The organism is Hymenobacter daeguensis (assembly GCF_054780555.1).
Genome location: NZ_BAAGWC010000006.1, coordinates 22,802 through 44,913, shown reverse-complemented (window position 1 = coordinate 44,913; position 22,112 = coordinate 22,802). Strand labels below are relative to the sequence as shown.

Annotated in this window: 17 protein-coding genes; 9 read left to right on the top strand and 8 right to left on the bottom strand. The window is 63.4% G+C overall.

Features of this window, described 5'->3' with window-relative positions; all coding sequences use genetic code 11:
* Positions 1-142: 142 nt before the first annotated feature.
* Together ACYVHT_RS09215 and pheT are read right to left on the bottom strand one after the other, a co-directional pair.
* Positions 143-3,160 carry a M16 family metallopeptidase gene (locus ACYVHT_RS09215; RefSeq protein ID WP_460550299.1) on the bottom strand — a complete coding sequence of 1,006 codons (3,018 nt, stop codon included), beginning with the start codon at positions 3,158-3,160 and terminating at the stop codon, positions 143-145.
* A 299-nt stretch (positions 3,161-3,459) separates the two neighbouring features.
* Complete coding sequence (pheT, locus tag ACYVHT_RS09210) at positions 3,460-5,895, bottom strand: phenylalanine--tRNA ligase subunit beta (protein WP_460550297.1); 2,436 nt, start codon at positions 5,893-5,895, stop codon at positions 3,460-3,462.
* A gap of 126 nt (positions 5,896-6,021) precedes the next feature.
* Here pheT and ACYVHT_RS09205 point away from each other — a divergent pair, with 126 nt between their 5' ends.
* From ACYVHT_RS09205 to ACYVHT_RS09195, 3 genes are read left to right on the top strand one after another with little or no spacing between them, the layout of a single operon-like run.
* The gene (locus ACYVHT_RS09205) at positions 6,022-6,621 is read left to right on the top strand and encodes a Uma2 family endonuclease (RefSeq protein ID WP_460550295.1); all 600 of its coding nucleotides are present in this window, start codon (positions 6,022-6,024) and stop codon (positions 6,619-6,621) included.
* 28 nt (positions 6,622-6,649) lie between these two features.
* Positions 6,650-7,294, top strand: a complete 645-nt coding sequence (locus ACYVHT_RS09200) for a sulfite oxidase-like oxidoreductase (protein ID WP_460550293.1) — start codon at positions 6,650-6,652, stop codon at positions 7,292-7,294.
* Complete coding sequence (locus ACYVHT_RS09195; protein WP_460550291.1) at positions 7,291-8,031, top strand: ferredoxin reductase; 741 nt, start codon at positions 7,291-7,293, stop codon at positions 8,029-8,031. Before ACYVHT_RS09200 ends, ACYVHT_RS09195 begins: the two co-directional genes overlap by 4 nt.
* Here the strand turns inward: ACYVHT_RS09195 and ACYVHT_RS09190 are convergent.
* Positions 8,028-8,657 (bottom strand): DUF1684 domain-containing protein, encoded by a 630-nt coding sequence (locus tag ACYVHT_RS09190; protein WP_460550289.1) that lies wholly within the window; start codon positions 8,655-8,657, stop codon positions 8,028-8,030. The genes ACYVHT_RS09195 and ACYVHT_RS09190 overlap by 4 nt on opposite strands.
* 99 nt (positions 8,658-8,756) lie before the next feature.
* On the opposite strand from ACYVHT_RS09190, the gene ACYVHT_RS09185 reads away from it, so the two are divergent.
* Positions 8,757-11,243, top strand: a complete 2,487-nt coding sequence (locus ACYVHT_RS09185) for a M1 family aminopeptidase (RefSeq protein ID WP_460550287.1) — start codon at positions 8,757-8,759, stop codon at positions 11,241-11,243.
* Positions 11,244-11,345: 102 nt separating this feature from the next.
* Here the strand turns inward: ACYVHT_RS09185 and ACYVHT_RS09180 are convergent, their stop codons facing one another.
* Both ACYVHT_RS09180 and radC read right to left on the bottom strand, forming a co-directional pair.
* On the bottom strand, positions 11,346-12,542 hold the full coding sequence (locus ACYVHT_RS09180; protein ID WP_460550285.1) for a PQQ-dependent sugar dehydrogenase: 1,197 nt from the start codon (positions 12,540-12,542) through the stop codon (positions 11,346-11,348).
* The gene (radC, locus tag ACYVHT_RS09175; RefSeq protein ID WP_460550283.1) at positions 12,526-13,284 is read right to left on the bottom strand and encodes a JAB domain-containing protein; all 759 of its coding nucleotides are present in this window, start codon (positions 13,282-13,284) and stop codon (positions 12,526-12,528) included. Before radC ends, ACYVHT_RS09180 begins: the two co-directional genes overlap by 17 nt.
* Positions 13,285-13,410: 126 nt before the next feature.
* Here radC and ACYVHT_RS09170 point away from each other — a divergent pair, with 126 nt between their 5' ends.
* The 5 genes from ACYVHT_RS09170 to ACYVHT_RS09150 all read left to right on the top strand — a co-directional run bounded on the left by ACYVHT_RS09170 (position 13,411) and on the right by ACYVHT_RS09150 (position 18,003).
* Entirely contained in the window at positions 13,411-14,655 is a 1,245-nt protein-coding gene (locus ACYVHT_RS09170) for a metallophosphoesterase (protein WP_460550281.1), read from the top strand.
* 359 nt (positions 14,656-15,014) lie between these two features.
* Complete coding sequence (locus ACYVHT_RS09165; protein WP_460550279.1) at positions 15,015-15,683, top strand: hypothetical protein; 669 nt, start codon at positions 15,015-15,017, stop codon at positions 15,681-15,683.
* 116 nt (positions 15,684-15,799) lie between these two features.
* On the top strand, positions 15,800-16,495 hold the full coding sequence (locus ACYVHT_RS09160) for a carboxypeptidase-like regulatory domain-containing protein (RefSeq protein WP_460550277.1): 696 nt from the start codon (positions 15,800-15,802) through the stop codon (positions 16,493-16,495).
* Positions 16,496-16,600: 105 nt separating this feature from the next.
* Complete coding sequence (uvsE, locus tag ACYVHT_RS09155; protein WP_460550275.1) at positions 16,601-17,602, top strand: UV DNA damage repair endonuclease UvsE; 1,002 nt, start codon at positions 16,601-16,603, stop codon at positions 17,600-17,602.
* 47 nt (positions 17,603-17,649) lie between these two features.
* Positions 17,650-18,003, top strand: a complete 354-nt coding sequence (locus ACYVHT_RS09150) for a hypothetical protein (RefSeq protein WP_460550274.1) — start codon at positions 17,650-17,652, stop codon at positions 18,001-18,003.
* 95 nt (positions 18,004-18,098) lie between these two features.
* On the opposite strand, the gene ACYVHT_RS09145 is transcribed toward ACYVHT_RS09150, so the two are convergent.
* From ACYVHT_RS09145 to ACYVHT_RS09135, 3 genes are all read right to left on the bottom strand, one after another.
* Entirely contained in the window at positions 18,099-18,479 is a 381-nt protein-coding gene (locus tag ACYVHT_RS09145) for a hypothetical protein (protein WP_460550272.1), read from the bottom strand.
* Between the two features lie 90 nt (positions 18,480-18,569).
* Positions 18,570-18,929, bottom strand: coding sequence for a hypothetical protein (locus ACYVHT_RS09140; RefSeq protein WP_460550270.1), 360 nt, complete (start codon positions 18,927-18,929; stop codon positions 18,570-18,572).
* A gap of 418 nt (positions 18,930-19,347) precedes the next feature.
* A complete protein-coding gene (locus ACYVHT_RS09135; RefSeq protein WP_460550268.1) occupies positions 19,348-22,104 on the bottom strand; it encodes a choice-of-anchor I family protein in 2,757 nt (918 codons plus the stop codon).
* Between the last annotated feature and the right edge of the window lie 8 nt (positions 22,105-22,112).

Below are 22,112 nucleotides of genomic sequence, written 5' to 3'. Positions count from 1 at the left end.
CAAAACCACAAACGCCCTGCCGGGCAAGGTCGAAGCAGCGCTACCGCAGTAGTAATCCACTAGTTAGGATTAGCTGCACAGTAGAGCCGCTTCAACTTCGCTCGGCAGGGCGTTCGGTGGCACGTCACCGTGCCGGGTGGGCCTACGACTTGCCCGGCTTCATTTTCGACTTCAGCTTGCCGTCTTCATCCTTCACCTTCTGCTTCACTTTTTCCGCGCCTTCGGCGGGCTTGGCCATTGGGGTGGGCGTGGGCATCTTTACCATGGCTTCGGGAGCGGGCTTGCCTTCCATGTCCAGCTGCACCACCGGGTAGCCGAGGGCCTGCAGGGCGGGCAGCTGCTTGTCGTCGCCCACCACCACGATGTACATCTTGTCGGCGGGCAGGTACTGCTTGGCCGAAGCCTGCACATCCTCCTTCTTCAGGTTTTTCAGGATGTCAGTCTGTTGGTTCACGTAGCTCGGGTCGAGGTTGTACTCCACCAGACGGGCCAGGAAGCCGGCTTTCTGCTGGCCGGTTTCGTACTTCAGGGCGTCGCTCTGGCCTACCGACGACTGCACGAAGGCCAGCTCCTCATCCGAGATACCGTTGGGGTAGTTGGTGATTTCGCTCATGAATTCCTTCACCGAGGGCGCCGTGGCATCGGCGCGCACGCCGGCCTGGGCGGTGAATGGCCCCGCGTAGCGCGTGCCGCCGAAGCCCGAGCGGGCGCCGTAGGTGTAGCCCTTGTTCTCGCGCAGGTTCAGGTTGATGCGCGAGTTGAAGGCGCCGCCGAGCAGGTAGTTGGCCAGGTAGGCGCGGTAGTAGGGCCCGGTGGCGTCGTAGGGCAGGTTGGGCAGGTAGCCCACCCGGATTTCGGACTGCGCCGCGCCCGGCTTGTTCACGAAGTAGATGGTGGTCTTTTCGGGCTGCACGCCGGCTACGTCGGTCGGAACGGTCACGTCTTTTCGGGCCCAGCTTTTCAGGAACCCGGTTTTGGCGTCGAGGGTGGCCTGGTCCACGTCGCCCACCACCACGAGGTAGCTCACGTTGGGCGCGTAGTAGGTGTTGTAGAAGTTCTTCACGTCATCGAGCGTGAGGCTGCTCACCGAGGCCGTGGTGCCGGCCACGGCCGTGCCGGCAATGTTGTTCGTGCCGTAAATCAGGCGGTTATACGTCAGGTCGGCAATCACCGAAGGCTGATTGGCGAAGTTGGCAATTTTCTCCAGCTGCTGCTTTTTCAGGCGCTCAAAGTCCTGCGCGTCGAAGCGCGGGTGCAGCAGGCGCTGCTCCAGCAGGGCCATGGTGGCGGGCAGGTTCTTGGTGAGGCTCTGCACGTACACGGTGGTTTCGTTGTCGCCGGCATACACCGAGATGTCCGAGCCCAGCTTATCGAGCGCGGCCGACAGCTGCTCGCCGGTGTATTTCTCCGAGCCTTCGTTTACCATGCTGGCGGTCAGCTCCGCGATGCCGGCTTTGCCGGGCATGGTCTGCTCCAGGCGGTGGCCGCCGCGAATGCTCAGGCGCATGGTCACGGAGGGGATTTCCGTGTTTTTCGTGCCCACGATTTTCAGGCCGTTGGGCAGCGTTTCCTGGTACAGGGCCGGCACTTTCACCACCGGGTTGGCGCCGGAAGCGGGCTGTTTGTTGCGGTCGAAGGTGTCGGTGGCCTTGATGTATTTCAGGCCTTCGTAGCCGTAGTCAGGGGCTTTGTAGCCCGACTTGTCGATGGTGTAATTGTCGGGCTTGGCAGCGGCCACGCTGCCGGACTTGGGCAATACGCTCAGAATCACGGCGTGCTTGCCTTTGATGTACTTGTCGTACACGCGCTGAATGTCTGCCTTGGTCAGGCTCTGCAGGCGCTTGGTTTCGACGGTGATGTAGTTCGGGTTGCCGAAGAAGGTCTGGTTGGCGGCCAGCTGGCTCACCTTGCCCTGCACGCTGGCCAGCCCGCTCACGGTCTGGGCCTCGGTCTGGGCCTTAAACTCCTGCACGTCGGCATCGGTCACGCCGCGCTTCTCAAACTCTTTCAGCGTATTGCGCACAATTACCTCCGTGCTGTCCAGCGTCTTGCCGGGGAAGGGCAGGGCAATCAAATCGAAGAAGCCGCCCAGCTCCGAGTTCAGCTGGTAAGACTGCGCCTGCACGGCTTTCTGGTTCTTCACCAGGTTTTTGTAGAGCAGCGAGTTCTTGCCGCCGCCCATAATCTGGGCCAGGGCATCGAGGGGCATCTCGTCGGGGTGGCCGTGGGGCACGGTCGGGAACACCACCTGCAGCATGGGGAAACGCACGTTGTCCTGGTAGCTCACGTAGCGGTCGGCCGTCAGGACGGGCGCGGGCAGCTTGGTTTTCTCCACCGACGGGCCGCGCTTGATGGGGCCGAAATACTTCTCCACCAGCTTCACCACCTCGGCCGTTTTCACGTCGCCGCCCACGGTCAGGGTGGCGTTGTTGGGGCCGTACCAGCGCAGGAAGAAGTTCTTGAGGTCCTGCAAATCAGCACGGTCCAGGTCTTCGAGGTAGCCGATGGTAAGCCAGGAGTAGGGGTGGCCGTACGGGTACAGCGTCTTCGAGATGTATTCGCTGGCCAGGCCGTAGGGGCGGTTGTCGTAGTTCTGGCCTCGCTCGTTTTTCACGGTTGAGCGCTGGATTTCGAACTTCTTCTGGCTCACCGCGTCGAGCAGGAAGCCCATGCGGTCGGCCTCCAGCCAGAGGCCGGTTTCGAGCTGGTTGCTAGGCAGGGTTTCGAAGTAGTTGGTGCGGTCCTGGTTGGTGCTGCCGTTGAGGTTGCCGCCGGCGGCCGTCACCAGCTTAAAGTGCTGCTGGTCGCCCACGTGGTCGGACCCCTGGAACATCATGTGCTCGAAGAAGTGCGCAAAGCCCGATTTCCCAATCTGCTCGCGCGCCGAGCCCACATGGTAGGTCACGTCGACGTGCACCAGCGGGTCGGAATGGTCCTCGCTCACAATGAGCGTCAGGCCGTTGGGCAGCACGTACTTCTCGTAGGGAATGACGAGCTGACCGGGCTGCTTGGTCACTTTCTCGACTAGCTTGGTGCCGCTGGGCAGGGTGGCTAGAGCGGTGGTTTTGGCGGCCGGGGCTTTGGTAGCGGGTTTTTGCTGGGCAAAGCTCACCGTAGTCATCAGGGCCAGGCCCAATGTGGAGAGGAAACGAAGGTTCATTTTTGAAGAAAAAGGTGAAGGAATAGGAAACCAGACGGGTAATTGGACCGCAACTTAACGCCGCGAAATGTAATCAGCGGCTACGGTTGGGCTTGCGGAGCAAGGGCAAAGGATGCATCGCCGGGGTTGCGTCGGCGTTACGTCGGCGCCGGATAAAAATGCAAAGGCCCACCATCTGTCATCCTGAACGCAGTGAAGGACCTTGTCACCGAAGAACGTAAGCTGTTCTAAGGTGATAAGGTCCTTCGCTGCGCTCAGGATGACAGGCGGTGGGCCTTCAAACAGTCCCGAACAAGTCGCTACTTCCGAATCAGCGCGCCGGCCTGCTTCTCAAACTGCTGAATCAGCTTCTGCATCACCTGGTCGATGGCCTGCTCGCTGAGCGTCTGGCTGAAATCCTGCAGGGTGAAGCTCACCGAGTACGACTTCTTGCCCGCGCCGAGGTTTTCGCCGGCGTACACGTCGAACACGTTGATGCTTTGCAAAAGCTTCTTTTCCGTGCGCCGGGCAATCTGCTGGAGCTGGTCGAACGTCACCGAAGCATCCACCACGAGGCTCAAGTCGCGCCGCACTTCGGGGAACTTGGGCAGCTCGCGGGCCACCAGCGTGGGCTTGTACTTCTTCGAAAGCGCGTCCCAATCCAGCTCCGCATACCACACCGGCTGCGTCACGTCCAGCTTTTTCAGCACCGAGGCCGACACGGCGCCCAGCTGCGCCAGCGGCTGGTTGTGCACCAGCAGCGTGAGGCCACCCGCCAGGTACGGATGCTGCACCGGCTGCGAGGCCGCCCCGCCAAAGCCCAGCGCCGCCAGCACCTGCTGCACGGCATTGGCCAGGTCGTGGTAGGCCGCTTTTTCCGACTTGTGCTGCCAGGTTTCGCCGGCCGCGTTGCCGGTCAGGTAAATCACCAGCTTGTTCTTTTCCTGGTACTTGCCGTTCTCGTTCTGCGAGTACACCTTGCCGAATTCGTACAGCTTCAGGTCGCGCTGGCGGCGGTTGATGTTGTAGCGAATCACCTCCAGCCCCGATTGCAGCAGCGAGGGCCGCATGGCGTTCAGGTCGATGCTGTTGTAGTTGAGAATGCGCACCAGCGAGGCATCGGCTTCGCCCTCTTTATCAAAGTATTGCGAGTTGGTGAGCGAGTTGGTCAGAATCTCCGAATAGCCCTGGCCGCTGAGCAGCGAGGCAATTTTTACCCGCGTCACCTCGGGGTCAGGGTTCGGGAATCTGGCCAGGAACGAGGCCGAGTTGTTGGGCCGCAGCGCCACGTTGTTGTAGCCGTAGATGCGCAGGATTTCCTCAATCACGTCGGCCTCGCGGGTCACATCCACCTTGTGCGGCGGCACCAGCAGCTGCCAGGTTTCCTGCCCGTTTTCGTCCCGGCTTTCCTCGGCAATTTTAATATCCAAATCCGTCAGAATCTGCCGAATGCGCTCGGGCTCGATGTACTGGCCCACCAGCCGCTCCACGCGGGGCAGGCGCAGGCGCACGATGATGGACTCGATGGGCGCGGGGTACTCGTCCACGATGGGCGCGGCCACGATAGCGCCGGCCACTTCCTGCAGCAGCAGCGCCGCCCGTTTCAGGGCGACCAGCACCATGTTTGGGTCGGTGCCACGCTCGAAGCGGAACGAGGCGTCGGTTTTCAACTGGTGCGTCTGGCTGGTTTTGCGCACGGCGGCGGGGCTGAAATAGGCACTTTCCAGAAACACGCGGGTGGTGCTGTCGCTCACGCCCGAGGTCTTGCCGCCGAACACGCCGGCCAGCGCCATCGGCGCACCGTGGGCATCGGCAATCACCAAATCTTCGGCTTTCAGGCTGCGCTCCATGCCGTCCAGCGTCACGAATTTCTCGCCGGCTTCGGCGCGCTTCACGCGAATCCGGCCGCCCGTAATCTGGTCGGCATCAAAGGCGTGCAGCGGCTGACCCAGCTCGTGCAGCACGAAGTTGGTCACGTCCACCACGTTGTTGATGGGGCTCAGGCCGATGCTGCGCAGGCGGCGCTGCAGCCACTCCGGCGAGGGGCTGACTTTCACATTTTCCAGCAGCAAACCGGCGTAGCGCGGGCTGGCTTCCGCGTCTTCAATGGTCACGCTGATGTTCTTTTCTGCCGAAGAAGGCGCGGAAAATCCGCTCACGTCGGGCAGGTGGCAGGGCTGCTGCAGCAGCGCCCGCAACTCGCGGGCCACGCCGTAGTGCGAGGCGGCATCGGCCCGGTTGGGCGTGAGGCCGATTTCGTACACCGTATCGGAGCCCAGGCCGAAGTAATCGGCGGCGGGCGTGCCGTTGGGCAACTCGGTATCCAGCACCATAATGCCGGCGTGCGACTGGCCCAAGCCGATTTCATCTTCGGCGCAAATCATGCCTTCGGAGGCCGCCCCCCGAATCTTGCTTTTCTTGATTTTGAACGGCTCGCCGCTGGCGGGATGCAGCGTGGCGCCTTCCAGGGCCACCACCACGCGCTGGCCGGCGGCCACGTTGGGGGCGCCGCACACAATCTGGCGCGGGGTGCCGTCGCCCACGTCCACGGTGGTCAGGCTGAGCTTGTCGGCATCGGGGTGGCGCTCGCAGGTGAGCACGGTGCCCAGCACCACGCCGCGCAGCCCGCCGGGAATGCTTTCCAGCTCCTCGGTGCTCTCCACTTCCAGGCCCGAGCCGGTGAGCAGGGCACCGATTTCGGCGGCGGGTTTATCGGTAGGAATGAGGGTTTTAAGCCAGTCGAGGGAGATGCGCATCGGTCGTTGTCGGTTGTTGGTTGTCCGTTGTCAGGCCACGGACGACGGGACAAAGGTACAGCGCGCCGCAACGGCCGAAAACGAAGCCACTTGCGTATCTTGCTACCACACCCCAACACTTTTGCCATGTACCCCAGCATTCCCGACGAAGCAACTGTATTGCGCGGCCCGTTCGTGACCGGGTTTAGCGACGACGAATTTTTCCGCTTTTGCCAGGAAAACGACTTGGCGCGCATCGAGCGCACGGCGACCCACGAAATCATCATTATGCCGCCCGCCGGATTCGAATCGAGCGCTGCCAGTATGTCGGCAGCGGGTCTGTTATTTATATGGTGCCGTCAGGTTCATCAGGGCCGGGTATTAGATTCGTCGGTAGGCTACTTGTTGCCCGATGGGTCGGTGCTCTCACCCGATGCTTCGTGGGTGAGCCCGGAGCGACTGGCGACTGTAACGCCTGAGCAGCTGCAGAAATTTCTGCCGCTGTGCCCCGATTTTGTCATCGAAGTAAAATCGCCTTCTGACCGCATTCCCACCCTGCAAGCCAAAATGGTGGAATGGCTGCGCAACGGCGTCCGGCTGGGCTTTCTGATTGATACCGAAACCGAAACGGCCTATGTGTACGCACCCGGCCAGCCTATGCAAACCGTGCAGGGCTTCGATAATGAGCTGAGCGGCGAGCCTGTGCTGCCGGGCTTTCGTCTGGCTTTGCGGGAGCTAAAAAGCTAATTATTCCCCTTCTTCTTTTTTCTGCATCATGCCCTTCATCAACAAAGGCTTTCACGCCAAGCGGCCCACCGATGGCGCCCACAAGCTGCCGCCCGGCCAGTACGAAACCCAGGATTTTCCGGTGCTCACGGCCGGCCCCACGCCGCGCATTCCGCTGGTGAACTGGGAGTTTCGGCTCGAAGGCCTGGTGGAAAACCCCGTGAAGTGGAGCTGGAACGAGTTCAACGCCCTGCCGATGCAGTCGTTCAACCCAGACATTCACTGCGTTACGAAGTGGTCGAAATTCGACACCAAATGGCGCGGCGTCAGCCTCGATACCCTGCTCGAACACGTTCAGCTTAAGCCCGAAGCGAAGTTTGTGATGGCGTTTTCCTACGGCGGCTATACCACCAACCTGCCGCTGGCCGACCTGCGCGACGGCAAGGCCTTCATCGGCCTGGAGTATGAGGGCAAGCCGCTGGCGGCCGAGCACGGCGGCCCGGCGCGGCTGGTGGTGCCGCACCTCTACTTCTGGAAAAGCGCCAAGTGGGTGCAGGGCCTGCGCTTCATGGCCGACGACGAGCCCGGCTTCTGGGAAGACAACGGCTACAGCCTGTACGGCGACCCGTGGAAGGAGCAGCGCTACCGCAGCGACGATGCCGACGCGCCCGACCAGGCCCACTTCCGCCTGTGAGCCGGCTCGACTGGCAGGTGGCCACCGTGGCCGCCATTCGCAACGAGACGCCCCGCGTCAGAACCTTCACCCTCAGCCTGCCGCAGTTCACGCCCCACCGCGCCGGCCAGCACTACGACCTGCGCCTCACCGCCCCCGACGGCTACCAGGCCGAGCGCAGCTACTCCGTGGCCTCGCCCCCGGAGCAAACCGGCGAAATCGAATTGACGGTGGAGGAAATTGCCGAGGGCGAGGTATCGGGCTACCTTTTCGAAGGAGTAGCCGTGGGCGACCAGCTGGAGGTGCGCGGCCCCATCGGCGGCTATTTCGTGTGGCCCGCCGGCCCGCCCGCTGCGCCGCTGCTGCTCGTGGGCGGCGGCTCGGGCGTGGTGCCGCTGATGGCCATGCTGCGCCACCGCCAGCGCGCGGGCCTGCGCAATCCGGCCGTGCTGCTGTTCAGCGTGCGCACGCCGGAAGAAGTCATTTACCAGCAGGAGCTGGAAGCGCTGGCGGCGGCCGACCCGGCTTTCACGCTGCTGCTCACCTACACGCGCCAGGCACCGGCCGGCTGGGCCGGCTACCAGCGCCGCCTCGACGCCGCCATGCTGGCCGAAGCCGTGGCGCACCTGCCCGGCCCGCCGCAGTGCTACGTGTGCGGCCCCACGGGCCTGGTGGAAAGCGCGGCCACGCTGCTGCAGGCGCAGGGGCTGCCGGATGCGGCTATTCGCACCGAGCGGTTCGGGCCGACGGGGAGCTAGTGAATGAAATCCTTCTCGCCGGCCCGGATATGGACGGACAGCCGATTCTCGGCCGGCGGAACGGGGCAGCTGTAGCTGCTGCCGTAGGCGCAATACGGGTTGTAGGCGCGGTTGAAATCCAGTTCGATGGTAGTGGCATCGTTAGCGGGCAGGGGCACATCGAGGTAGCGCCCGCCGCCGTAGCTCTCGTGGCCGTTGGTGAGGTCGGTGAAGGGTACGAAGAGCGTGGAGTCGGTGCCGTTCGCTCTCAGAAACAGCGTGAGCCGCTGGGGTGAATCGGGGGTCGGGTCGGCTTGTTCAAACTCAACGATTCCGAAACGCAGGTACTGCTCCATTTTGCCGTCGCTCATCATCATTGCGAGGGTGTCGGGGCGGGGGCTGCGCCGCAGCTGTCCGGTGGGCCGGCCCCACTGGTCGCCCAGCGGAAAGTAGCTCAGGCTGTCGAAGCGGGCTTTCTGAGCCTCCGGCAAAGGCGAGTTGGGCGATTGCCGAAAGGCGCGGTTCTTATCGCGCCGGAACCGCTGCAGCTCCCGCAGGTAAGTGGTCTGCTCGGCATCGAGGCTGCTGCTTATGGCATACAGAATAATACCGATTACGGCCGCCGCCAGTGCTATTTTCTTAATCACCGCACGAAGGTAAAAGGCTGGCGAGACAACTGGTAGGCGCGTTTTTGAATCAGGCCACCGGGCACCGACTGTCGCTTGCTCGCTTACCTTGCCGGCCTCATGCAAAAATCCCTGTTGTTGACCCTCGCGTTGAGCTGCGTTGCGCCGGCCGTTATGGCCCAGCAGCCCGCCGCTGCCCCGTACCGTGCCACCGAGCGCAAAGTGAACGACCTCGTGCATACCAAGCTAAACGTGCGCTTCGACTACGCTAAGCGCTACCTCTACGGCGAGGCCGAGCTGACCTTGAAGCCGCACGGAGTTCCAACTGATTCGCTGCGGCTTGATGCCAAGGGGATGGATATCAAGTCGGTCGGCATAGTAAGCGACCCTTCGCATTTGGAACTAACATTCACCTTACCCTTTCGCTACAATGGTCAGCAATTGGTCGTGAACCTTTTGAGCGCAATTCCGGCCGGTAAAGCATACACTATTCGCATCAGCTACATCGCCAAACCCGATGAGCTGAACGCCAAGGGCAGCGACGCCATCGGTGGGGCTAAGGGCCTGTATTTCATCAATCCCGATAGCGCGGTGGCCGGCAAGCCCGTGCAAATCTGGACGCAGGGCGAGACGGAATCCAACTCGGCCTGGTTTCCCACCATCGACAAGCCCAACCAGAAAACCACCACCGAAATCAGCCTCACGGTGCCGGCCAAGTACGTCACGCTCAGCAACGGCAGGCTGACGAGCCAGGCACCCGCCGGCCCCGGCCTGCGCACCGATACCTGGAAAATGGACGAGCCCCACGCGCCCTACCTGGTGATGCTGGCCGTGGGCAGCTTCCGCATTACCAAAGATGCCTGGCGCGGCAAAGAGGTCAACTATTACCTCGAACCGCGCTACGCCGCCCAGGCAAAGCAGATTTTTGGCCGGACGCCCGCCATGCTGGAGTTTTTCTCGCAGCGCCTCGGCGTGGATTTTCCGTGGAACAAGTACAGCCAGATTGTGTGCCGCGACTACGTGGCCGGCGCCATGGAAAATACCTCGGCCTCGCTGTTTGGCGAGCAGGCCCAGGGCACGCCCCGCGAGCTTCTGGACTGGGAATACGCGGGCGTGGAGCGCGAAATTGCCCACGAGCTGTTCCACCACTGGTTTGGCGACTACGTGACCTGCGAAAGCTGGAGCAACCTGACCGTCAACGAGTCATTCGCCAATTTCAGCGAAGTGCTCTGGGCCGAGCACGCCCACGGCGCCGATGCCGGCGCGGCCCAGGCCTACCGCAGCCTGAGCACCTACCTGCGCAACGCCGGCAACCACGCCAAGCCGCTGGTGCGCTTCGCGTATGCCGACAAGGAGGATATGTTCGATAACGTAACCTACCAGAAAGGCGGCAGCATCCTGAACATGCTGCGGGCGGAGCTGGGCGAGGAGGTCTTCTTCAAAGGCTTGCAGCTGTACCTGAAGCAAAACGCCTTCGGCACCGGCGAGCCGCACCAGCTGCGGCTGGCGCTGGAAGAAGCCTCGGGCCGCGACCTGAACTGGTTTTTCAACCAATGGTACTACCGCGCCGGCCATCCGGTAGTAAATATTGACTACCAGTGGGATGTGGCCCGTGGGCGGCAGGCCGTGGTGGTGCGCCAGACGCAGCCAGGCGAGCCGTTTGTGCTGCCGCTGCGGGTGGATGTGTATGCCAACGGCCGCGCCCGGCGCTACCCCGCCACGCTGCGCCACGCCGTGGATACGCTGTATTTCCGGGCCCCCACCCGGCCCGATTTGGTGAACGTGGACGCGGAAAAAGCGCTGGTCTGGCAGAAGCAGGACCACAAATCCCTGGCCGAATTCGCCTACCAATACCGCCACGCCCCGCGCTACCTCGACCGCCGCGAAGCCCTCGCCGCTGCCCAGGCGCAGGTGGCCGACCCGCTGGCGCGGCAAATGCTGGTAGCGGGGCTGCGCGACAAATCATACGACCTGCGGCTGGTGGCCGTGAAAGCGCTCGACCTCAAAAATGCCGCTTTACGCAAGGCCGCCGAGCCATTGCTGGCGCAGCTGGCCGCCACCGATTCGTCGGTGCTGGTGCAGGCGGCAGCCCTCGCGGCCCTGGGCGGGCTGAAGGACAAGCGCTACCGCCCGTTGTTTGCGAAGGCCCTCGCCGGGCAGTCGTACCGGGTGCAGGCGGCGGCCCTCACCGGCCTGCTGCCCCTCGACCCGGCCCAGGCGCTGGCCCGCGCCACGGCCTTCGAAGCCGATAACAAAAGCCCCCTGACCGCCGCGCTGGTCACCGTGTACGGCCAGGCCGGCGGCCCCCCGCACTGGCCCCTGATGCTGGCCAAATACGACGCCGCCGACCCCAACGGCCGCTTCGATATGCTGGACGGCCTGAGCGAATACCTCGGCCGCACCGATGACGCAGAAGTGCTGAACCAGGGAATTACCCGCATCAAAGACCTGACGGTGAAGTTCAAGCCGTACATCGATGCCTCGGGTATTGGCAACATTACCAGGCTGCTGCGGCAGGTGCAGGCGCGGCAGGCGGCACGGCCCAATGCAGCGCGGGCCACGGCCCTGGTAGCTGAAGCAGTAGCGGCGATAGAGGCGGCGAAGTAGCAGTTGCTGGCCCGGCCGCCGCAGGTGGTCCGACCGGTTGTCGTTGCCGCGTCATCAGCCAGCCACTAACCGGTCGGACCACCTGCGGTGACCGGACCGGGGCTACTTTTTCCAGACGTAATAAATCACCCCGTTCTTATCATCACTCACGAAAAACGAGTGATTGTCCCACTGCAGCACGTCGCAGGGGCGGCCCAGGCGCTGGGCTTCGGTTTTGCCCTGCAAAAAACCGGTGACGACGGGCACGTATTTATCCTTGCCGAGCACCATCACCACTTCGTTGCCCCGGTAGCGGCCGGGCATGTTGCTGCCGTGCAGGGCCACCAGCATGCGCTGGTTGAACAGCGTATCGGCGTAGTGCGTGAAGTAGCACAGGCCCAGGGGCGAAGAGTGGCCCAGGAAACCAACGAGGCCCGGTTTCTCAACCGGTAGCCTGGTGGTCCGCACGGAGTCCACGAAGTATTCGTCGGCCTTGATGCGCTGGCGGTACTGGTAGAAGTAGGGCCAGCCGTAGAAGCCCTTGTCCTTCACGGTGGTCAGAATGTCCTGCGGCTCGTCGGGGCCCAGGCCGTCGCGGCCCATGTTAGTGGCCCAGAGCTGATTGTTAATCCATTGCAGGCCCACGGCGTTGCGCAGCCCGGTGGCGTAGAGGCGCTGGTTGCTGCCGTCGAGGCTCATTTCGAGGATGCAGGCGCGGAGCGTTTCCTTTTCCAGGCAGGCGTTGCAGCTGCTGCCGATGCTGACGTACAGCTTGTTGTTATGAATGGCCAGGCTGCGGGTGAGGTGCCAGCCGCCGTACTTGTAGCTCAGCCCGTAGGCCGGGAAAGTGGCAATTACCTGGCCTTCGCCGGCCTGCTTCGCGGAGCCGGGCACGTAGTCGAACACGCGCAGCTTATCGGTTTCCGCCACATACAGCAGGGTTTTGCCATTGGCCGTGTGGAAGGCAATCTGGTTGGGGTTGTGCAGGCGCTCCATGAAGGGCACCACGCGCCGAAACCGGTGCTCCGCCTCGCTCCACTGGTCCAGAATCAGCACCCGGCCCTGGGTGTTGTCGTCGCGGTTGTGCATGTCGGTGACGAACAGCCGGCCGTCGGGCGATTTGGCGAAGAAGCGCGGGCGCTCCAGGCCCTGCGCGGCCACGCTCAGCGCGTGCCCTTTCGGGATTTGCAGTGCGAAATCCTTGTTTTTATCGGTCAGGTGTACGGGCGCGGCATGAAGCGCCAGCTGCGCCTGAGCGGGCGGGCCCGGCACTGTCCACAGCGCGCCAAGGAGCGGCAGCGCCTTACAAAATCCCTTCATCGGCGAAGCTGTAGTAGCCTTGTTCGGCAAAAATGAGGTGGTCGAGAATGGGCAAATCCAGGAAATTGCCGGCTTCCTTCAGCTTTTTGGTGAGCTGAATGTCGGCCCCGCTGGGGTTGCGGTTGCCGCTGGGGTGGTTGTGCACCAGGATGATGCTGCTGGCCAGCTGCTCCAGGGCTTCTTTAAAAATCATCTTCGGGTCGGCCACGGTGCCGGCCACGCCGCCCCGGCTGATGGCCGTTTTGCGCATCACCACGTTGGCGCGGTTCAGCAGAATAACCCAGAATTCCTCGTGCGGCAGGTCGAGCAGGTGCGGGCGCATCAGGTTATAGATGTCGCGCGAGCAGGTGATGGTGTTGCGCGGCGCAGCGTCGGCTTCCTTGCGGCGGCGGCCCAGCTCCAGCGCGGCCACTACCGTAATGGCCTTGGCCGGGCCGATGCCGGGGTGGCGGCAGAGCTGCTGCACGCTCTCGCGGGCCAGGGCGTTGAGGTCGTTGCCCACGCCTTGCAGCATGAGCTTGCCCACGTCCACGGCCGAGAGCCTGGTGGTGCCCGAGCCGATGAGAATGGCCAGCAGCTCGGCATCGGAGAGCACGGCGCGGCCCTTGGCCAGCAGCTTTTCGCGGGGCCGGTCGTCCTCGGCCCAGCTCTTGATGCCGGACACGGCCGGCGCGGCGTAGGGTGGGGGCGTATCCGGCCGGGCAGGGGCGGCGGAATCGGGCAGCTGGTCAGGGGCTTGCATGGGGCGCGGCGGGGGCAGACGGTAAAAAGTGCGTTAAATGTAAAGCAAAAGCAGCCCGGGCGCGTTTAAGCATCGAAGCCGCGCCATTAATTAGCAGGCGAAGCTCTTTTGATTCAGGTTTGATTTATGCGTAATCCGTTGGTTTTGTTGGTAGTGCTGGCCGTCATCGTGCTGGCCGAGTGGTATGGGTATCAGGCGGTGCGGACGGCGGCCCAGCATTTTTCGCCGGGGGCGCGGCGGGCAGTGGCAATGGGCTACTGGCTGCTGACGGTTGCGGCGTGGGCCGTGGCCATCTGGGCCGGCTCGACGCGGCAAAACGGCAGCACCGTGCTCAAAAGCTACCTCATGAGCCTGCCCGTGCTGCTGCTGGCCGGCAAGCTGGTGATGCTCGTGCCGCTGTTTCTGGAAGACGTTACCCGCCTGGGCCGCTGGGCGGTGGGCCTGAGCCAGCGGCCAGCCGGTGCCGAAAGCCCGGCCATTCCGCGCAGCGAGTTCCTGGCCAAAGCCGTGCTGCTGGTGGGGGCCATTCCCGGCGCGGCCCTGCTGTGGGGCATGGTGAAGGGCGGCACCGACTACACCGTGCGCCGCGTCACGCTGAAATTCCCGAACCTGCCGGCCGGGTTCGACGGCTTCAAAGTGCTGCAGATTTCGGACCTGCACACCGGCAGCTTCAACTCGACGGAGCCCCTGGAGCGGGCCGTGGCCATGATAAACCGGCAGGGCGCCGACCTCATCCTCATGACCGGTGACCTGGTGAACAACCGTGCCGAAGAAGTGGAGCCCCACATTCCGGCCCTGTCCAAAATCAAGTCCGACCTGCCCATCTTCTCCAGCCTCGGCAACCACGACTACGGCGACTACGTGCAGGAATTCCGCGACGACCGCGCCCTGTGGCGCCAGAACCTGGAGCGCCTGATGCAGAACCACGCCAAGATGGGCTGGACGCTGCTCAACGACACCACCCACTTCATCGAGCGCGGCGGCGACCGGATTGCCATCATGGGCATTCAGAACAGCAGCTCGCACCTCAATTTCACCACCTACGGCAACCTGCCCAAAGCCCACGCCGCCAGCGGCGACGCGCCGTTCAAAATTCTGCTCTCGCACGACCCCTCGTATTGGGAGTCGCACATCGTGAAATACCCCGATATCGACCTCACGCTCAGCGGCCACACCCACGGCATGCAGTTCGGCGTAAACCTGCCCTTCCTCAAGTGGAGCCCCGTGCAATACGCCTACAAGCAGTGGGCCGGCCTCTACAACAAAGGGCGTCAAAAGCTGTACGTGAACGTGGGACTGGGCTTTTTGGGCTACCCCGGCCGCGTGGGGTTTCTGCCCGAAATCACGGTATTTGAGCTGCGTCGCGCTTAAGAGCTCGGATAGCCAGGGAACGTCCTGCTTCGTCTTGCGTCCGTGCGGCCGAAGCAGCGCTACTCGCTGCGCTGTAGGGGGCGGGACTTGCCCACGCCCACCGTTGCCCGGAAGCGTTGGTCGGGCCCGAATGGGGGCGGGGGCAAGCCCCGCCCCCTACGCCATTGCCGCAAGCCATTGCGTGACACGTATGAATGGATTACTTTGAATGGATTACTTGCGCGGCAGAGAGGCTCCGGCTTCGCGGACGCAAGATGAAGCAGGACGGGCTTAAATTCAGGGATAAAGAAACCTCTATAGTCATGGCCGCGTAAAGCGCCCCCAAACCAATTCAGGTTCTTCTTTCACCTCCCCCTCTCATGAAAAATTCCCTGTTGATTCTCGCGGGCGCTGCTGCCCTTTCACTGGCTTCCTGCTCGCAGGAGAAAACGTCTGAAACGACGGTAGCCACCGATGGCGCCGCCACCACCACCACTACGACCACCACTACCACGCCCCTGACCGATGCGCAGATTGAGGCCCGCGCCCAGCGCATTGCCGACAAGATGGTGGCTGATATGAAAATCACGGACGAGGCCACCAAGACCAAAATCCGCACCGTGTACGTGAACCGCTACAAGCGCATGAACGACCTGCGCAGCAAGTACACCACCGACACCACCGGCATGGCCGCCTCGATGCGCGACGCGCAGATGGCCGAAGACCAGGAGTTTAAGACCATTTTCACGGACCCCACGCAGTACCAGGCCTACGAGTCGAGCCGCTCGACCTACGACGACAGCAACTATGCCGACGACAACATGTCGGGCACGTCGATGTCGGACACGGCTTCCAGCTCCATGGCCCCTTCCTCGTCGATGACCACCACGGAAAGCACGACGACCACGACCACCGATAACAGCGCCAGCGCCATGGGGGCCGACGTGTCGAAAATGAAAGCCAAAGCCGATGACGGCAGCAAAATCAAGATTAAAGACAACGGCAAGGTGAAAACCAAAGACGCCGACGGCAACAAAACGAAAAACTAACGTGTTGGTCGATGCAATCGGCCAAACCGTCGCCGAAAAGCCCACACCTGCAACGGTGTGGGCTTTTTTTGCCTCGTTGGGTTGCTACTTTGTAGTTGCTTGCGTTTAAAGGATTAATGGGTTTCGAAGTAACAACTTATCTGCGTGCGTCTTGGCGGGTGCTGGCCCGGGGGCTGGGGCTGCTGGCCGTGTGGCTGCTGGCCTGCACGGGCGCACACGCGCAGGCCCTGCCCACGCAGGTGAGCGGCACCGTGTCGGAGGCCCGCACGCGACTGCCCATTCCAGGCGCTACCGTGCAGGTGGTGCGCACCAGGCGCGGCGTGGTGACGAGCACCACCGGCGATTTCAGCATCGAAGCCATGCCCACCGACACCATTCTGTTTCGGGCGCTGGGCTACAAGTCGCAGCGCATGCCGCTGGGCGGCATGGGGCTGTCGCAGCTGGTGGTGCGCATTCAGCTGGTGCGCGACAGCGTGCGCCTGGGCGAGGTGCAGGTCATCAGCGACCGGCCCGACCGGGCCGCCATCAACCGGGCCCTGCGCAACATCAAGCGGCCCGCCCCGCCCGTGGTGAGCGGCGCCAAGCGCCCTGCCAAGCCCAAGCCCCTCTTCGCCGTCGATTCCACGGCTCCCAAAAAGCCGGTGCCCACCATCGCCAGCCCCGTGAGCCTGCTCTACGACCAGTTCTCGCGCGAGGGCAAGCAGCGCCGCAAGATGGAGGAAATCGAAGCCGAGCAGCGCGCCGAAAAGCTGCGCAAGGCCCGGGCCGAGTACAACAAGGCCTTTCTGGATAATCGGGGCTACCAGCCATGATTATCAACGAGCAGTTATCCGCGGGCCGTGAGCAATAGAGCCAGGTCAGCTATTGCTCACGGCTCGCGGATAACTGTTCGCTGCTTATAAGCGTAAGCCCGAAGTATGAAAATCGGGTATCCCTGCGTGAACGAGGCGATGGATTGCAGCTCCGGCAATACCTTCCGGCTGGCTTCCTATTCTGATGAGCGGCTGGTAGCCGCCGTGGCAGCCAATCTGGCCTGCCTGCGCCGCATGCTGGAGTGGAACGTGGCCCAAGGCCTGCTTTTTTTTCGGATAGGCTCCAGCATTGTGCCGTTTGGCTCGCACGAAATCAACACCTTTCCCTGGCAGACGCATTTTGCGGCCGATTTTCGGGCCATTGGCGACTACATCCGGGCCAACGACTTGCGGGTGAGCTTTCACCCCGACCAGTTTGTGGTGCTGAACTCGCCCAGCCCCGACATTGTGCGCCGCAGCATTCAGGAGCTGGTGTACCAGGGCTCGATGCTGGATTTGATGGGCCTCGACGGCACGGCCAAGCTTCAGATTCACGTCGGCGGGCTGTACGGCGAGCGGGAGCTGGCCATCAGCCGGTTTGCGACGGTATATGCCACCTTGCCGGAAGCCGTGAAAGCCCGTCTGGTGGTGGAAAACGACGACCGGCTGTTTTCGCTGCGCGACTGCCTGCAGCTGCACGAGCTAACCGGCGTGCCCATCCTCTTCGACAATTTCCACCACGAGTGCCTCAACCACGGCGAGCCCATGCACGAGGCCCTGAAGCTGGCCGCCGGCACCTGGCACCCCACCGCCGACGGCGTGCCCATGATGGACTACAGCTCCCAGGCCCTGGGCGAGCGTAAGGGCAAGCACACCGACGATTTGGTGGACAATTCGTTTCGCGAGTTTCTGACCCACCTGCACGGCCTGGAGTTCGACATCATGCTGGAAATCAAAAACAAAGAGACCAGCGCCCTGCGCGCCGTAGCCATGCTGCGGGCGCTGGGCCTGAGCGGCCCGGCGCCCCTCATGCCCATTCCGCCGCTCACGCTGCCCCGCGACCCCGGCGCCCCCGCCAAAGCAAAACGCCCCCGCAAAGAGTTAACAGGCAAAAGCGAGGCGCTGTAAACACATTGCGGCCTCATCATTTCACTATTTCACCACGCTCACTTCTCATGCCCTCCGACCACCTTCTCGCCACCATCAGCGCCCTCAAAAACGGTCTGACCAGCCTGCCCCTGGGCTCGGCCATGGACAACACCGAAACCTGGCAGCAGCAGTTTCTGCAAAGCGGCGAGCCCGGCCTGCAGGATATTGCCCGCGAAATCGGCAACCTGCAGTCGCTGCTCACCAGCGGCACGCTGAGCGCCACGGCCCTCGGCAACTCCCTCACCATGCTGGGCGACCAGACCGGCGAAGCCGCCGCCACGGCCGCCGCCGACCTGAAAAAGCCCCTCACCGAGCTGGCCGACCTGCTCCGCCGCCACGGCGGCGACCTGCTGGCCCATGCCGCCAAAACCCCGCAGTAGCCGGCCCGCCGACGGGCTTGTTCATCGTCAAAAAAAAGCCCCGCTCATTCAATGAGCGGGGCTTTTTTGGCGTAAGGGCAAAGCCGGAGCGGGAGTTAGTTCTGCAGGGCGTTGCTGCTGCTGCTCCGGCGCGAGCGGCTGGGCACCACGTCGGTCGATTGGCGCCGGCGGCCGTCCTTAATCAACGGCTGCTCGCGGATGTCGGGCACGGCGTTGGGCGAAACTTCGGGCGTGGCGGCCGGCGAGAAGCCCTGGTCCTGCACCTGGCGGCTGGGTTGCGCGTCGCGGTTGGTGGGCGTGCGCTGCATATCGGGCGGTCCCTGAATGGTGCTTTGGTTCAGGGCCGGGTTCACGGGGGGCACGGTGGTCTGGCCCTGGCTGCCGCCCCGCACCGGGGCCGAAGGGTCGAAGGGAACGGTCTGGGCCTGGGCCGTGGCGGCAAACAGCAGGCCGGCGAGTAAGAGATTCAGTTTCATGGCGGGAGAAGAGAAAAGGGAAAAGAAAAGCCGACTGCTTCGGAAGAAACAGCCGGCTTGTATCCGGATACGGATTTGACGCACAAATGGTTAGTTTGCCGGCGTGGTGCCGGGGCTGGTAGTGGTTCTGGTGTTCGAGGAGCGGCTTCTGCTCTTCGTGCCGGGGGTAGTGGTGCGGCCGTTGGTGGTTCTGGGCGTGGTCATGGTGCCGCCGGGGGTGGCCATGGTGCCGCTGGGCATATCCATGGTGCTCCGGGGCGTGGCAGTGGTGCCGTTGGGGTTGGTCATAGAGCCATTGGGGTTGGCCATGGAGCCATTGGGGTTGGCGGTGCCGCTGGGCGTACCCATGGTGCTGCCGGGCATCGTGCCGGTCGGTGTCGTCTGGGCAAAGGCGGTGCTGCTGAGGCCGATGCTTAGCAAAGAGGCAAGGAAAATTTTGGAAGCTTTCATGATACGGAGGCTGAAAATGTGAGTGGAAGTAGCTCGCGAAGTGCAGCGCGGCAAGGCTGCAGAAATCCTTACGCGCCAACTTCCCTCGGTGGTTACAATAAAATACGGGCTTTCTGACAAGTAATGTATTTAAACACAGTCGTTTGCTGCATTAATACTCATAGGTTTCTATATGATGGCTGCTTTGCGGAAAGGCTTGTTTAAGAAGAAGCCGTGGCCTGTTACGGTTGGGCAGCGCGGGCCGTGTGGCGGAGAATAATGGCCGTTAAGCCGTAGCACATACGCCGGTTATTTTAGGAATATTTTTTTGCTGGCGGCACAAAGAGAAAGCCCTCGCCTGTCAGGCGAGGGCTTTCTCTTTGTCAGGGTTTCAACGCTGCTCACTTAAGCCAGGTGGTTTGGCCCGTGAGGAGCCCGCTTACCGCACCACTAGGCGGCTGGTGGCGCCGTCGGTGGCGCGCAGCAGGTAGAGGCCGGCGGGCAGACCGCGCACGTCGAGCTGGTCGGTGGCCACGGGCAGCTGGCGCACGGCGCGGCCCAGGCCGTCGAGCAGGGTGCCGGCCACGGGGCGGCTGAGGCGCACGGCGGCATCGGGGGCGGCGGGGTTGGGGAAGCAGAAGAGGGCGGCGGGCGCGGCAAGGCCGTTTTTGGTGGTCGTCACCACGCCGCGCAGGCCAATCTGATACACGGCTACGGTGCTGCTCACCTCATTGGCCAGAATGAGCAGGGGCGAGCCGGTGGGGCTGTTGGTCGCCGACACGAACACGAGGCCTTCGGGGCCCTGGTCGCCGGCGCCGGTGGTCAGGCTGCGGTTGTTGATATACTGTACCAGGCGCGGGTTGGCCGGGTCGTTCACGTTCATAATCAGCACGCCGCCCTGGCGCTCCAGGCTCACGAAGGCGTACACGGTGTCGCGAATCATGCCGATGGTGGTGCCTTCGGGCTCGGGGCCTTTGTCGTCGGAGCGGTTTTTCCGGACGGGGTTGCCGGTGGTGTTGCTGGCGTTGAAGATGCTGCCAAACGTGGCATCGGTGCTGGTGAGGCGTTCGAGCAGGTCGCCGCTGTCGTGCACCAGCGCGCCGGTGCCGGCGTTCAGAATGCTGAACGAGCGGCCGCCGTAAGCGTAAATCTGGTCGAAGTCGCCGTCGCCATCGGTGTCGCCCAGCTTGTTGGTCACGTTGAGGCGGCCCAGGGCGCTGGCGTTTTTCAGCAGGGCGGCCTGCGGAAAAGCCGTGGGGTCGAGCACGTAAGCGGCATCGCCGAGGCGGTTTACCTCGCTCATGCCGGTGTATTCGCGGGCGTCGCCCTCGTTGGCCGTGATGAGGTAGCGGCCGCCGCCCAGCGCGGCCGGCAGCTCAAAATGCGCAATGGCATCGGGCTGGCGCATGCCCCGGATGGGCCAGTTGGCCATCAATACATCAGCCGCCTGGTCCGAAGCATCGAGCGAAAAGCCGGGCTGGCTGTGGTCCTGGTAGCCGATGGGGCGCAGGGCCGTGAACTGCAGCGTGGCCAAGTTCAGCGTGGCCATGGCGTTGTTTTCCTGCAGGCCGATATAGGCGGTTTGCGAATCAGAAGAAACGGCCACGTACTCGGGCTCCAAATCCTGCGCTACGCTGCTGGGCGTGCCGGCCGGGCCGCCGTAGATGCGGATGCCGGCCGTGCGCAGCGCGGCCGCCTGCGAATTGTAAGCGCTGAAATCCAGCGTCGTAACGCGGGCCTGGTTCACGGCCGCAATGCCGCCGGTCAGGTCCACGACCGACACCGAGCCGAGCGGGTCGGTGGTGTAGGCCTGGTTGGGCTCGCCTTCGTTGGCGGTGATGAGCTTCAGGCCGTCGGGCGAGAAGGTTATCATGTCGGGCATGGCGCCCACGGTCACCTGCTTGATGAACACCCCGTTCTGGTCGAAGAAGACGATGCTGCCATCGGCCTGCGGGTTGGTGTTTTCCACGGCGCAGGCCACCAAGCCGTTGCGCACCGCCACCGAGTTGATGCCGCCATAGGGCGCCATGCTGACGGACGCCACCGCCGTGAGCGCGCCGGGCGTGCTGAAGTTGAGAATATCGAGCTTGCCGCCCACCGAGTTGGCTACGTACAGGCGTTGCGTGGTGGGGTCGTGGGCCACTATTTCGGCCGAATTGGTGCCGCTCACGCCGTTCTGGTAGCTGCCCAGCAGGTTCAGGCGCAGGTTGCCGGTGCGGGCCGGGGCCGGCGTGTCGTTGTCCTTAATAAAGACCAGAAACTCGGTGGCGCCAGCCGTGAGCGTGGCGTTGGTCGGGTTCTGGAGGCGTACCGTGAAGTATTCGGCCGCTTCGGCCGTGGCATCGTCCAGGATGGGCAGCGTGAGCGTGGCCGTGGTGCTGCCCGGCGCAAACGTCAGCGTCTGAGGCGTGGCGAAGGTGAAATCAGCGCCGGCCGTGGCCGTGCCCAGCGGGGCTACGATGGCCTGCACCGTGCTGGCCGTGGTATTGGCGTTGCGAATGCTGAGCGCAATGGCCACGCTGCCCGCGTTTTCATTCACGATGATGGGCGCAGTGCTGCCCGTGAAACCGAGGTCGGGCGTCACGGCCGTCGCCACGCGGCTCAGGCTGATTTCGTCGAAGGCCACCCAGTCGTCGTTGCCGTTCTGGCGCACGGCCAGGCGCAGGCGGGCGTGGGTGCTGCCGGCCGGCACGGGCACCGTGATGGTGGTCCAGGCCTGGGTGTCCTTATTGAGCTGGGTGTAGGTGCGCGGCACGGGCCAGGTGGTGCCGTTGTCGAAGCGCACCACGTAGGCCAGCGAGTCGGGACCGTCGAGGGCGTTGCTGAAGTATTTGAACGTGACCGTATTGGCCGCCGTGCTGCCGGTGGCAATGGCCACGGGCGCAAAGTCGAGGTAATGCCAGATGCTCAGGTTGCTGGTGAGCGGGCCTTCCAAATCGCGCCCGCCCCACAGGTTGGCGCCGGCCGGGGGCGTGGCTACGGTGAGGCCGGTGCCGGCCGTGCCAATGGTGGTGAGCACGCCCCACTGGTCGGTGGCGGCGAGGTCGTTGTAAGTAGCCGGGGTGGGGGTGAAGCTCCAGGTATCGGCGGCGGCGCTTTCGAAGCCCTGGGCCACCGATTGGGCCCGGGCCGTAGTGCCGGCCGCGCACAAGCCGAGTGCGAAAGCTGCGCTGAAACGGAAAAAAGTAGTTTTCAAGGGCATAG

Coding starts and splice junctions, on each gene's coding strand:
- ACYVHT_RS09180 (WP_460550285.1), bottom strand. CDS start 12,542: ATGAAGGGATTTTGTAAGGCGCTGCCGCTCCTTGGCGCGCTGTGGACA.
- pheT (WP_460550297.1), bottom strand. CDS start 5,895: ATGCGCATCTCCCTCGACTGGCTTAAAACCCTCATTCCTACCGATAAA.
- ACYVHT_RS09145 (WP_460550272.1), bottom strand. CDS start 18,479: ATGAAACTGAATCTCTTACTCGCCGGCCTGCTGTTTGCCGCCACGGCC.
- ACYVHT_RS09150 (WP_460550274.1), top strand. CDS start 17,650: ATGCCCTCCGACCACCTTCTCGCCACCATCAGCGCCCTCAAAAACGGT.
- ACYVHT_RS09170 (WP_460550281.1), top strand. CDS start 13,411: ATGCGTAATCCGTTGGTTTTGTTGGTAGTGCTGGCCGTCATCGTGCTG.
- ACYVHT_RS09215 (WP_460550299.1), bottom strand. CDS start 3,160: ATGAACCTTCGTTTCCTCTCCACATTGGGCCTGGCCCTGATGACTACG.
- ACYVHT_RS09205 (WP_460550295.1), top strand. CDS start 6,022: ATGTACCCCAGCATTCCCGACGAAGCAACTGTATTGCGCGGCCCGTTC.
- ACYVHT_RS09165 (WP_460550279.1), top strand. CDS start 15,015: ATGAAAAATTCCCTGTTGATTCTCGCGGGCGCTGCTGCCCTTTCACTG.
- radC (WP_460550283.1), bottom strand. CDS start 13,284: ATGCAAGCCCCTGACCAGCTGCCCGATTCCGCCGCCCCTGCCCGGCCG.
- ACYVHT_RS09160 (WP_460550277.1), top strand. CDS start 15,800: ATGGGTTTCGAAGTAACAACTTATCTGCGTGCGTCTTGGCGGGTGCTG.
- ACYVHT_RS09185 (WP_460550287.1), top strand. CDS start 8,757: ATGCAAAAATCCCTGTTGTTGACCCTCGCGTTGAGCTGCGTTGCGCCG.
- ACYVHT_RS09140 (WP_460550270.1), bottom strand. CDS start 18,929: ATGAAAGCTTCCAAAATTTTCCTTGCCTCTTTGCTAAGCATCGGCCTC.
- uvsE (WP_460550275.1), top strand. CDS start 16,601: ATGAAAATCGGGTATCCCTGCGTGAACGAGGCGATGGATTGCAGCTCC.
- ACYVHT_RS09200 (WP_460550293.1), top strand. CDS start 6,650: ATGCCCTTCATCAACAAAGGCTTTCACGCCAAGCGGCCCACCGATGGC.